The sequence below is a fragment of the Siphonobacter sp. genome (genome assembly GCF_048595215.1).
GTDB lineage: Bacteria > Bacteroidota > Bacteroidia > Cytophagales > Spirosomataceae > Siphonobacter.
The window spans coordinates 1-13,216 of the sequence record NZ_JBMDWJ010000137.1 but is presented as its reverse complement, the minus strand read 5'-3'; the positions used below and the strand labels follow the sequence as shown (position 1 = coordinate 13,216).

The window sequence follows — 13,216 nt, the reverse complement described above, 5'->3', positions numbered from 1 at the left end:
ATTACCAGTTAGGCCGTCGGAACCTGAGTCCTGAGCAAGCTTCGTACCTGCGGGGTTTACGCTATTTACAGCAGAAGAACGCAAGGGGTGGGAACCAGTTTGCCGAAAATGAAAACGTATCCGCAGCACTGGGTAAGGAATATGGCGTAAGTAGCCGGACCATTAAACGCGACGGTGACTTTGCAGCCGGACTGGAAAAGTTAACGCCCGATTTGAAAAACGCGGTTCTGACCGGGAAGCAGAAATTAACGAAAGCTTCGATCAATGCGGTTGCTAAAGCAGCAACGACTCACTTACTCGGTACTCCCGAAGAAGTAATGGAAGTTGCGGCTCGCCCCAGTCTCCAGCATGACGAACGACAACAGCTTCAGCAGATCATCCGAACTCTGGCAGCGGGCCCGTTGACCAAGGAAACTTGTCAGCAGCTACTCGATCAATTGCATTACTATCAGCAACTGCTCAACCAAAGTGACAGCGTGTCACTTTGATCGGAACTAGTCTCATCGGATGAATTATTCAAAAGCAAAGTGACAGCGTGTCACTTTGCTTTTTTTGTTACACTTTGTTCCGCACGAACTAGAGTAAGCTTTTCCATCTGAATAATCTCTACATGTATCATTGAAGACCGTAAGCAGGGCAGGAGGGTGATTGCTATTTAATCATTGCTCTGATTATGCTTTCTAACCAAAGGGACAGCGTGTCCCTTTGGTTAGTAGGGCAGACATAAACTATCACAATTTGTGACACTTTTCGTGAAAAGATCAGGGCCTATACTTTTCGCAACTATCACAAAACTTTAACGTAATCATTTGAAAATCAATAGTATTCATTCACAAATTGTGATAGTTTTATTTGCAGTTAGCGTAATTCGACCACTATACTGAATAGCTCCTGTATTCAATGAATGTCCTAATTCTCAGCTAGTCAGGAACCTTTCGTTGATAAGACCAAAGTGACAGCGTGTCACTTTGGTCTTATGAGCCACATCCATTAAAAACTATCACAATTTGCGACACTTTCATATTTATCATCATCTAGCCAATTAAACGGGTTATAGACTATATAAACCTTTTAATTGTCTGTATATCAGTTATTTATATAAACAATTTGTGATAGTTAGGTATACCTTATGTATAGCTGTGTTGAAAGAAATATTGACCCTTTTCTATCAGTTTGTTCCTATGAATCAAGGCTTTATAAAAACAATTTGTGATAGTTGAATACAACTACAAATCCATTTAAAATTCATGGTAAGAAAAGAAAGCAAATGCAGTAACTAACTGTTTATCAGCACTGTATCCAAACAATCTGTGATAGTTTCTGAGATTGCAAAACGTTCTGCCCATCTAGGAGTTTGATCGAAATGGAGGATTCATAGAGATCCATTTACTACTCACAAATTGTGATAGTTTTTCAAAATGACTTTTCACTAGTAGCCTCCGTGAATGTTTTTAACTTCATAATGAATACATTAACAGCACTTGTACCTCTTTCCATCGCATGAAATCCGATTGAATCCCGGCAAACTATCACAAAATGCACGTGCCCGCACGCCGGAACTTTTATCTAATCACTTTAATCTCCTTTGTTTTTAGATCTTCTCTTAAGCCCATCAGCTTTACTCACAGCTTTTTCTTTTCATCAAAAAAATTAGAAAAATCATCATCAATTCCTTGTTTGATGTTTTTATATTATATTTTAATAGTATTTCCGGCAAAAAAACCGCTTGTAACTAGTTGATATTCAATAAATTACTTGTGGATAACTTGAGAAACTATCACAGATTCCACGTGCAACTATCACAGATTCCACACCAAACTATCACAAAATGCACGTAAAACTATCACAGAAATCACGTTTGTTTCGTACCTTGGAAGCGTGGAAATTGTGATAGTTGGTTGATATGTTCACAAAATCGTCCAGAAAGCTGCCTTTAAATCGAATGCCTAGTGGAGAAAAAGCTTAATCCTCGTAAGAATACCCGTAAAAAGAAGCGGAATAATACTGTGGTTCTGATCCGGAAGTCAAACGCTCTGGTAGAAGCCCATTACAAATTCACCATTTGGGAAACGCGGGTATTTGCCAAGATGATTTCCATGATTGACTGGGAAGACCGTGACTTCAAAGAGTATAAGATTTTTTTCCGGGATGTCATTCAGGATTTCGGCTTACGCAAGGATGGTCGTACCTACGAAGATCTCAAAGAAGGGGCTCGCGGCCTGATGAGTAAAATCATCAAGCTAAAAGTAAAAACCGATGGGGTCTACGAAACACTGGAAACGCCCATTATTGGTGGTATTAAAACGCCGGATGATGTCCAGCGTAAAATCATTCAGTCGAAACGTCTGGACGACGATCGGGTGTACCTGAAGGTTTCCTTTCATCCCGATCTCAAGCCCTTTCTGATTGAACTCAAGGAGCGGTATCTGGTATACGAGATGGCGAATATTCTCGACCTGTCGAGTCCCTATACCGTACGGATTTACGAATTGCTCAAGCAGTACGAAAAACTCGGGGAGCGGACGATTGAATTACAGGAACTCAAAGCCATGCTGGGCATGGAAGAGGAGTATAAGCTTTACGGGCACTTTCGCGACCGCGTACTGGAAAAAGCCAAAGAGGATTTGCAGAAGTATACCGACATCCGGTTTGATTACGAAGGTGTACAGGCGAAGAACTATCCCTACGAACTCCCCTTCAAGTTGAAGTCGAATGCGGTAGTGGCCATTCGCTTTTACAACATTACCAAAAACGATACGAGTCAGGGAGCCGTACCTCCGGTGTTAAAATTAAAACGAACTCCTGAACCGGAGCCTATGCTGGAAGAGGAGGGTTCGGCCGTGGAAGTATCACACTTTGATGAAATTTTCCCACTGGTTAGTGCCTACGTTTCCGAGCAAACCGTCTGGCAGTGGCTGGAGAAGGCTCCCATTGAGCACATCCGAACCAGTATTCAAACGACCTTAAAACAGACCCGCAAGAAAAACTCACCCATTCAGAATATTGGTGGGTATCTCAATACGCTGATTTTGTCGCCTTCCCTGTTTGCGACGGGTCAACCCGCGGCCTCTGCACCGAAACCGCAAGCTCCGAAAGAAGAAAAGAACTGGCAGGGAGAATACGACCAGTGGAAAAATCGCTGGTACGAACGTCAGTACGAAGTCATTCAGGCATTCCTGGCGATACGTCCCAGCTTACGGATGGAACTCTTCGAACAGGCCAAGAAAACCGTACCCTTTTCATTTGATCCCAAGCTGAGTGACGAGCAGAATTACAAGGAAAAAATGCTTTTTGCTACGGCCGTCTGGGAACTAGCCCGCCAGTACTGTCAGGAAGAACTTCACGTTATCGAAAAGCAGTATCTGCCGCAGTTGCAGGAACTCGAACGCCGCATGGGGCGTGCTTAGGTGTTCATAGGGGAGAAAGCAATCCGGAGTTTTGGGTAAACAGGTCAATTTCCGTACCTTACCCAACGCATGATGGCCTGCCTGTTCGCAAGCCGTTACGCAGTCCGCATCACGCATTCCTCTATTCCCGTATGACGCATTCCCGCAGAAAATTTCTTAAGCAAACGGCCGCTGCCGTAGCGGCCTTCAGTATAGTGCCCCGGCACGTACTCGGCAAGGGGTATCTGGCCCCCAGTGATCAGTTGACCAAAGGTATCATTGGTCTGGGAGGGATGGGCCGTGGGCACATTCCTTACGCGGGTACCCGCGTGGTCGCTTTGTGCGACGTGGATCAAACCCATTTACAGAAAGGTCTGGAACTGGCCGGTGGCTCCGGCATCAAAACGTTTAAGGACTACCGCGAACTGCTTCTGCTACCCGAAGTCGATATTGTACACATTGCCACACCGCCGCACTGGCACGGACTCATGGCGGTAGACGCCGCCCGGGCCGGTAAAGACATCTGGTGTGAAAAACCCATGACGCGAACCATCGGCGAGGGAAAACGCGTGAAAGAAGCCGTTGCTCAATACGGACGCATGTTCCGGCTGAATACCTGGTTTCGGTTTCAGGATACCTTTTACGGCATGAAAACGACCGTACGACCCATTAAGAAGCTTGTGGAAAGCGGATTGCTGGGCTGGCCTCTAACGGTTACCGTAAGCAAGCATACGGGCTTTGACTGGAAGTTTTACTGGGTAGGTAAGACCCATCTGGAAGAAGCCGCTGTACCTGCCGAACTGGATTACGAAAGCTGGTTAGGGCCGGCTCCCTACAAGCCCTACAACGCCCACCGCATCCATGGAACGTTCCGGGGGTACTGGGATTACGACGGTGGCGGACTGGGCGACATGGGTCAGCATTACCTTGATCCAATCCAGTACTTCCTGGGCAAAGACAACGAAAGCCCGATTAGCGTAGAAATTGACGCTCCCCAGCAGCATCCGGATGCGGTGGGTATCTGGCGACGCATTACCTACACGTACGCCGATGGTTGTAAAATCGTACTCGACGGCGAAGGTCGTGAGGAAGGCGTGCCCTACATCCAGGGGCCAAAAGGAAAACTGTATCCCGAATTCCGCTCGGATATTCCTGATTTAGCCCGCAAACTGGCGTCCTTTCCAGAGCCGAAACCTCAGGTGACTAACTTTCTGGAATCCGTACGGGAGCGGAAACCCTTTGCCCTGAATGAGCAGAATGGGTACCGTTCCTGTACGCTGGTCAACATGGGAATCATCGCTCTGCGGCTGGGCCGTTCGCTTCGCTTCGATCCAAAAAATCAAGTCTTCATTGATGATGAAGGAGCCAATCGCCTCATCGATCAACCCATGCGAGCTCCCTGGGTCATGTAATTTCTTTTCAATTGCCTTATTCCTCAATTTCTATGAGATTAAACATACTACTTTTGGGACTTCTCTTCCAGCAGGCCGCATGGGCACAGTCTGACCGCGTCGCTGGGGTATTAGCTCAATTACCGGCTACTAACCAGGCCCAGCTACAGGCGGCGATGGGTGAAGTGGGCAAACTTAACGAAGAAGGACTTCTAGCTCTGGCGGCGGGCCTGAATACACCGGGCGATCATACCCAGACGGAGTACGCCCTGGGAGGGTATACAGCCTACGCCAGCAATCGTTCTGCCGACCGCATGAAAAGTTCAATGGCGTATCAGAAGGCCCTGAAACAGGCCACTACACCCGAAGCCAAAGCCTTTCTGATCGCCCAATTGCAGATGGTGGGAAAAGAAGAAGCGGTGGCTACGCTGGCCTCTTTCCTGGCAGATAATCGGCTGGCTGATCCAGCCGCCCGGGCTCTGGTGAAAATCAATACGCCTTCCGCCCGGCAAGCACTGCTCAAAGCGTTGAAAACGGCTCAGGAACCCGCTCAGCTATACCTGATCGAAGCCATTGGTAAAACCCGTACGGGGGAGGCCGTACCGGTGCTGACCCAACTCGCTCAAAACGGTTCTGATAATGCGAAGAAATTAGCTTTCTACGCTCTCGCCAATATCGGTAATCCGGGTTCCGGAGCTTTACTGGCCCGGGCGGCGGCAGACCGGCAGTATACCTTCGAAGCTTCCAATGCTACGGCTTCGTATCTGCTCTGGATAAAGCGGGTAGGGGAGGCGGGGCATACCGCTACGGCCGAAAAGGCGGCTCGGGCCCTGATTGAGGCGGCCAATCTGCCCTCCCAACAAACTACCCAACTAGCGGCTGAGCAACTCATTATCCCGCTTACGAAGGATCTGACGGCCAATCTCCAGCGACTGAGCCATGCCTCGTATACGGAACCCCAGCGACTCGTGTTGCTACAAAAGAGCATGGCCGTAGCCCGTACACCGCAACAGAGACAGGAAATTCTAAGAAAAGTAGGAAACCTTCATCAATACGCGGCTCTGTCCTACGCCGCGAGTTTTTTAAATCATCCCGTACTGCGAAAACCAGCCGCTGAAGCCGTTGCTCAAATTGCTTTGGCCGAGTCGCGTTTTAATAATTTGGAAGTTCGCGAGTGGTTACAGAAGAGTTTGCCGTATCTCAGTCAGCCCGCTGCTCTGGAAAAGCATCTGGCAGGCTTACCCCAGTTGTTTACCCTAACCGAAGCAGAAAAGCAGGAAGGTTTCAAGGTGCTTTTCGATGGCTCCGATCTGGAGCAATGGACGGGTAACAAAGAAGACTACGTAGTAAAAGACCAGAATCTGGTGATTGAGCCTACTGGAAAAGGTCAAGGTAATCTGTATACCAAAGACGAGTACGCCGACTTTGTATTCCGGTTCGATTTCCAGCTTACGCCGGGAGCCAATAACGGACTTGGGATTCGGGCTCCGCTCGAAGGCGATGCCGCGTATACCGGCATGGAGTTGCAGATTCTGGATAATACGGCCGAGCAGTACAAGAACCTGCAACCCTATCAGTATCATGGATCCGTCTATGGCATTATACCGGCCAAGCGGGAGGGCATGAAACCCCCTGGGGAATGGAATACGGAGGAAGTAACGGTACGGGGTACACGTATAAAAGTGATACTGAATGGCGTAACGATTCTGGACGGTGACGTAGCCGAAGCAAGCCAAAACGGTACCCCCGACCACAAAGAACATCCCGGTTTGAAACGGTCCTCAGGGCACATTGGTTTTCTGGGGCACGGTTCGGTGGTTCGCTTCCGAAATATTCGTGTGAAAGCCCTGTAAAAAGTCATTACTACCGGAATCACCCACAGGGTTCTCATTCCGGTAGTAATGACCTAATTATTTTGAAAAGATACACTGAGCCATACTTTGTACGTATAACGTGTCATCTTCATTGATCTCTTTACTAGCTTCATGATTGATGATTATCTGCTCAATTAGCTTATTTTCAAGTAGTTCACGCTCCTCAGGGGTTAGATACACCACGGCCGAATGTTTATAGCCTCTTCCGTGCGATAACTCACTTTGGGACGTCACCCGTTTAAACACGTGTCGGGATTGGTCCTTGAAAAGGACTTCAGCATGATTCCGCTCTTCGCCGGAAGTTTGATTGTAGAACGTCAGATTAAGCAGATAGGAGGCGGGTTGTTTGGGCTTCTTTTCCTTTCGGATTTCAATCCATTTCCATCTCCCTAAGGCGTCTTTTTGCTGCGGGTTGATACTGGAAATTTTTTCTTCAAGTGTGTAGCCATTTTTAACGGAAAAAGCAGACGCACAAGGATAGGTTTGGGCCAGACTGGGAATAGATGGCGATAGAAAAAGCACGTACAAAAGTAGTTTCACGGTAGGGCGGTGATAGTAATTAGAAACGTGAAAATATAATTTTTAGAATGAAATCGGACTTAATAATCGGAATTATAGCCTATTCTAACGCTAAATGATAAGTATTACTTAACGCTCAGTGCTAGTAATACTCAATGTTTTCAAAGGGATAATTTTAAAATACAAGTGATTGTAGCAAATTGAAACTATAGAGATCTTGAGCCATTCGTTAAAGCCAGAAGACCTTACTTTTAGCGATGTAAATGTGACATAAAATATATATTCTGTAACAGAATCAAGAATATAATTTATTAGTCTATAAATTCTGTAGATTATGTTTGCTAAATACGGAAGCCTCTCTAGTTTTGTCGAGCTATTCCGTTAGCGAGGATCTCCGCCCCGCCCTCCATCGGTCGCCAAGCATCTCCAACCTTCAAAGGAGTAAAGCCATTGTGAATCTTTGTTTTTAATTTATATAGTTAATCTATATAATAAGTAGAAAATAATTCAGTACTCAACCATCACAGTTATTGAATGAAAAATTACGTACACATGCACGGCAATTATTGGAAGGCCTGGATGCTGCCTCTGCTCCTAAGCGTACCGTCGGGGCAAGCCGCCATTCCTGCTAAGGAGGTTCGATCCTATTGGCGTGCGACGGAAGGACCCATCAAAGGACAGGTACTCGATGAGACGGGCAAGGGCATTCCGGGGGTGAATATTCAGATCAAGGGTACTATCCAAGGCATATCGACCAATGCGAATGGTGAGTTTGAAATCAGTCAGGCACCCGATCGGGCTCGATTGGTGGTTTCCTTCATCGGTTACAAAACGCAGGAGGTAAGCGTAGGCAATCAAACCCAGCTAACCATCCAGTTAGTACCCGATCAGAACCAACTGAGTGAAGTAGTTGTAGTGGGATACGGTACGCAGGAACGCAAAAACCTGATCGGTTCCATCACCAAAATCGACCCTTCCGATACCAAGAATATTCCCACGGGTAGTTTCGACGCTCAGCTTCAGGGTAAAATTCCCGGTGTACAGATTTCCAGTAATACCGGCGTACCGGGCGAAGCCGTAAACATTCGCGTTCGCGGAGCGACGTCCATCAATGCCGATAATGATCCGCTGTACGTCGTAGACGGCGTTTTCATCAATAACAACAGTTTGCAGTCGGTGAGTACGGGCGGCAAGGCGACTTCGCCCATTGCTGACATCAATCCTTCCGACATCGAGAGTATCGAAATTCTGAAGGATGCCGAAGCGACGGCTCTGTACGGATCGCGGGGAGCCAATGGCGTTATTCTCATCACCACCAAACGCGGCAACTTCGAACAGAAACCCAAGGTAAGCCTCAATGCATCCACGGGCTGGTCGAAAGCCGCTCGGCTCTGGGATTTGACGACGGGCCCCGAACACGCCCAACTGGTTAACGAATGGTGGATCAATACGGGCAAGGATACCCCTTCGTTGAATCGTACGGAAGCTAACCGACCCTTCCGCCCCGTATCCGAAGGGGGTAGGGGACTACCGGAAGAACAGCAAACCTACGACCGCCTCGGCGAATTGTTCCGTACCGCCCACTTGCAGAACTACGACTTGTCATTAGCCGGGGGAACCACCAACACTAAGTATTACATCGGCGGTAGCTATACGCAGCAGGAAGCCATCATCAAGCCCATCAACTTCGAACGGGCCAGCTTCAAAATCAATCTCGATCAAAAAGTCAACGACAAGGTACAGGTAGGGGTGAGTAATATCCTCAGTCGTACCTTCCGCAATCAGGCCCGGGCCGGGGACGGTCCACAGGGCGGTTTGTTACAGGCCGCTTTGCACACGCCTACGTATCTTTCGCCCTACGAAAACGGTGTACTGGTCGGCCGGGCGGGTTTTGATAACCTGACGTTACTGCTCAATAATTACGACGTTCACTCCATCAGCCTGCGTTACATCGGGAACGTATATGGGGAAGCGGAAATCGTACCCGGACTGAAATTCCGTACTAGCTTCGGGCTGGATTACAACGGCTACGACGAATCCGAATACTGGAATAATCTACTCATTGCGGGCAGTCCGTCGGGACTAGCGACTTCCAGTCAAACGCAGTTTTCCAGCGTTCTTAACGAACAGACGCTGGCGTACCGCAAGACGCTGGGTACTAAACACACCTTCGGATTGCTGGTGGGAAATACGCTGCAAAGTGACGTACTGAAGCGTACCTACGCCGAAGGCCGCGGCTTCGCCAATAACAACTTTACGCAGATTTCGTCGGCCTCGACAACGGCCGCTTCCCAGAACTGGAGTAAGAGTACGCTGGCTTCGTTCTTTGCCAAAGCCGATTACAACTTTGCGGGGCGGTACCTGATTAATGCCAGTATCCGGGCCGACGGTTCGTCCCGCTTTGGGAATGAACGCAAGTGGGGCTACTTCCCGGCGGTGGGGGCGGCCTGGCGAATCAAGCAGGAAGAATTCCTGAAAGACGTAACGGTACTGAGTGATTTGAAACTGCGGGCCAGTTACGGCATTACGGGAAACCAGAATGGCATCGGCAATTTCGCCGCTCAGGGCCTGTGGACGGGAGGGGCTTCCTATCAGGGTAATCCCGGCATTGCTCCCCAGCAACTGGGCAACCCGGATTTGCAGTGGGAAAAAACCCGCCAGTTGAACGTAGGGCTGGATCTGGCGTTCTTCAACGGACGCGTATCCGCCGAATTCAACGTCTACAACAAATACACGACCAATGGCCTGCTGCAACTGACCTTACCGGCCACGACGGGCTTTAGCACCTACTGGAGCAACGCGGCAGAAATCAGCAACAAAGGCTTTGAATTAGGCATTCAATCGGTCAACCTTCAAACTTCTCAACTCAAATGGACGACGAGCCTGAATCTGGCCCGTAACGTCAATACCATTGAAAAACTCGAAACGCCTTTACGCTACGGCAGCCGCGATTTGATTTTGCAGCAGCAGGGTCATCCGTTGTACTCATTCTGGGTGTACAAGCAATTGTCCGTTGATCCGCAGACGGGGAACGTGGTCTATGAAGACGTCAACAAAGACGGAAAAATTACTACGGACGACCGGCAGATTCTGGGTAGCATTTGGCCCAAACTCTTCGGCGGTTTGACCAACAATCTGACCTACGGCGGCTTCGATCTGAATGTGTTCTTCTCCTTTTCGTACGGAAACAAAATTTACAATCACAACAAATTCTTCGGAGAGGGTGGGGGAGCCCGCGACGCGGCCCGGATCATTTTCGCCAGTAATCTGGCCCGCTGGCAGAAGCCCGGCGACATCACCGACGTACCCCGTCCCGACGGTGTCAACGTCAACAACTACCGCGATGGCGGCAGCCGCTGGCTGGAAGACGGCTCGTTCCTCCGCCTCCGCTCCCTCACGCTGGGCTATACCTTACCGAAAACTTGGTCGAAAAAAGTGGGACTGGACAACCTCCGCCTTTACGCCGTGGGTACCAACCTCTGGCTGCTGACCAAGTACACGGGTCTGGACCCCGAATCGAGTGCCAGCAGTGACCAGAACCAGCAGGGCATTGACCTGGGTACGCCCCCGCAGCCGGTGGGTTTGCAGTTGGGTTTAAACGTGACTTTGTAAGAACAGACCGTAATGAAAGCAACCTTTTCAATCCTAGTAAGTATTTTGTTCCTGACTTCCTGCCAGTCGTTTCTGGATGTGAAGCCGAAGGAATCTATTTCGGATGCCGTTACCATTACCGATAAAACTTCCGCTGAAACGGCCGTTCGCGGTGTGTACAGTGCTGTGGCGAGTAGCAATTACTACGGGACTAACTTTCAGGCCATCGGTTACCTGTCGGGTGATAACGTGGAATGGACTGGCTCGCAGTCCATCGTTCAGGAATTCATCAACCACAAAGTCAATGCCGATAATGGCATGGTCAGCGGCGTCTGGATCGCCATTTATCAGACCATCAACCGGGCCAACAACGTGCTGGCGAAGGTCAACGACGTCGCCGACCCGGCCCTGATTACTGCTTTGAAGAACCAGTACCTCGGCGAAGCGTATTTCGTACGGGCATTGGCCTATTTCGATCTAGCCCGCGTCTGGGGTGGAGTACCGCTGATTACCAAACCGACTGTAACGCCCGCCGACAACCGGGGCATTGCCCGCAGTTCCACCGCTGAGACCTATGCTCAGGTACTTAAAGATCTGGATGCAGCCGAGTCTCTACTACCCGCTACCACCGACCGCTACCGGGCCACCCAAAAGACGGTCTGGGCTTTGAAAGCCCGCTATTACCTCTATCAGAAAGATTGGGTCAAAGCGGAAGAATACGCCAGCAAGATTATCGGTGATGCAACAAACTATACCCTGATCAAGCCATATCGTACCTTTTTTGCCGATAACGCCCGGGGTACGCAGGAATCCATTTTCGAGATTTTCTACAACGGTACTACCGAAATCAATGCCCATCGCGGGCAGTGGCAGCCGCAAACCAACGGTGGAACGCGTCAGTGGGCACCCAATACGGCTCTGGTTACACTACTCAACGACGCCAGCGTGGGCGGAAACCGGAGCGTACTTGTCGCCAAAGACAACCAAAACCGCTGGTACGGCAACCTCTACTACCGCAACCCCGGCTCGGACCCCTCGTACGTACTTCGCATTGCCGAACAATACCTGATTCGCTCCGAAGCCCGGGCCCAACAAAACAAACTGACGACTGCTCTGAGCGATCTGAATGCCGTGCGGGATCGGGCCGGCCTGCCCGCTGCTACGGCGGCTACATCCGAGGATGTTTTACTGGCGATTGAAAACGAACGCCGCGTGGAATTTGCCCTGGAACCGCACCGCTGGTTTGACCTCGTACGGACGGGCCGAGCGGCGGCTGTACTGGGCGTTACAGATTCCAAACGTTACGTATTACCTCTTCCGGTAGATCAGCTACTGGTGGATAAAGCACTGGTTCAAAACGAAGGTTACTAACCTCTATTCAAACGATGGATCAACCAACGCATCTCCCGGAACCGGCCGCGTGGAGTACCGCCGAAAAAGCCATCTTCCGCTTTTTCTTTCTGTACTTTTTCATTCAGGTCGTACCGCTCGATTACAAGTATTACCAGTATCTGTTTTCCATCGACTGGCTACAGTTGAGTTACCGCGAAATTTTCTATCTCTCGCGGTACAGTCCTAAATTCATCGACGGAGCCGACAGCTTTCTTAACTGGGCCATTGTGGCGGGTATCGCTCTGGTGGGTTCGGTAGTGTGGAGTGTATTCGATCGCCAGAAGCGGGAATACAACCTGTTGTATTATTGGCTGCGGGTGCTGGTTCGGTATCGGCTGGCCGTGGGTGTGCTGGCGTATGGATTCATCAAGTTCTTTCCCGAACAATCACCGCTGCCTTCGCTAAGTCATCTGAACACTAATTACGGCGATTTTTCGGCCTGGAAACTCTTCTCCCTAAGTTTAGGCGTCGTACCGACCTACGAATCCTTTCTGGGTCTGATTGAAATTATCGGTGGCTTACTACTCCTGCATCGGAAAACGGCTACGATTGCCACGCTCATCATTCTGCCGTTTACGGGAAATGTTTTTGTTTCGAACCTGGCCTACGAGGGTGGTGAATACGTGTATAGTCTCTACCTAATCAGTCTGGCTTTGTTTCTGTTTTCCTTCGATGCTATTCGACTCTTTACATTGTTGTCGCTGGAAAAAGCTACCAAACCTAATCGCTTTCAGCCCGTATTCTCCGAGCAGTGGCTAAAAAACGCTCGGCTGGTGGGCAAGCTGGCGTTTATCGTCTTCTTCGTTTTCTTCTACGGGTATCAAACCTACGCTGGGCACCGGAAAGGATCGTATCAGTATCCCCGGCAAAAAGGACTTTCGCAGGCAGCGGGGCTGTATAATGTTAGCGAATTTAGTCTTAATGGAACGAACATTCCCTACTCAAAAACTGACCCTGTTCGCTGGAAAGATGTGGTGTTCGAAACCTGGGCTACCCTGAGTATTCGCTCCAACCGTCCGGTCATCATCGATTCACTCAATACGGAAGAGATTTTCGCCGCTGA

At 49.3% G+C, this 13,216-nt stretch carries 7 protein-coding genes and 1 pseudogene; 7 read left to right on the top strand and 1 reads right to left on the bottom strand.

Going from position 1 to position 13,216, the window contains the following annotated elements; translation table 11 throughout:
- From ACOJTG_RS07920 to ACOJTG_RS07905, 4 genes and pseudogenes are all read left to right on the top strand, one after another.
- A pseudogene (locus tag ACOJTG_RS07920) lies at nucleotides 1-488 on the top strand (hypothetical protein); the annotation flags it as partial.
- A 1,461-nt stretch (nucleotides 489-1,949) separates the two neighbouring features.
- Nucleotides 1,950-3,407 carry a replication initiation protein gene (locus ACOJTG_RS07915; RefSeq protein ID WP_420153314.1) on the top strand — a complete coding sequence of 486 codons (1,458 nt, stop codon included), beginning with the start codon at nucleotides 1,950-1,952 and terminating at the stop codon, nucleotides 3,405-3,407.
- A 131-nt stretch (nucleotides 3,408-3,538) separates the two neighbouring features.
- A complete protein-coding gene (locus tag ACOJTG_RS07910; protein ID WP_420153313.1) occupies nucleotides 3,539-4,798 on the top strand; it encodes a Gfo/Idh/MocA family oxidoreductase in 1,260 nt (419 codons plus the stop codon).
- 32 nt (nucleotides 4,799-4,830) lie between these two features.
- Nucleotides 4,831-6,630, top strand: a complete 1,800-nt coding sequence (locus ACOJTG_RS07905; protein WP_420153312.1) for a DUF1080 domain-containing protein — start codon at nucleotides 4,831-4,833, stop codon at nucleotides 6,628-6,630.
- A gap of 57 nt (nucleotides 6,631-6,687) precedes the next feature.
- On the opposite strand, the gene ACOJTG_RS07900 is transcribed toward ACOJTG_RS07905, so the two are convergent.
- Nucleotides 6,688-7,191: a hypothetical protein gene (locus tag ACOJTG_RS07900; protein ID WP_420153311.1), complete on the bottom strand. Its 504-nt coding sequence runs from the start codon at nucleotides 7,189-7,191 to the stop codon at nucleotides 6,688-6,690.
- A gap of 513 nt (nucleotides 7,192-7,704) precedes the next feature.
- Between ACOJTG_RS07900 and ACOJTG_RS07895 the strand changes: the two genes are divergently transcribed.
- From ACOJTG_RS07895 to ACOJTG_RS07885, 3 genes are all read left to right on the top strand, one after another.
- The gene (locus tag ACOJTG_RS07895; protein WP_420153310.1) at nucleotides 7,705-10,782 is read left to right on the top strand and encodes a SusC/RagA family TonB-linked outer membrane protein; all 3,078 of its coding nucleotides are present in this window, start codon (nucleotides 7,705-7,707) and stop codon (nucleotides 10,780-10,782) included.
- Nucleotides 10,783-10,794: 12 nt separating this feature from the next.
- Nucleotides 10,795-12,132: a RagB/SusD family nutrient uptake outer membrane protein gene (locus ACOJTG_RS07890; protein ID WP_420153309.1), complete on the top strand. Its 1,338-nt coding sequence runs from the start codon at nucleotides 10,795-10,797 to the stop codon at nucleotides 12,130-12,132.
- A 14-nt stretch (nucleotides 12,133-12,146) separates the two neighbouring features.
- Nucleotides 12,147-13,216, top strand: a 1,070-nt coding sequence (locus tag ACOJTG_RS07885; protein ID WP_420153308.1) for a DoxX family protein, incomplete at its 3' end; no start/stop codon positions are given.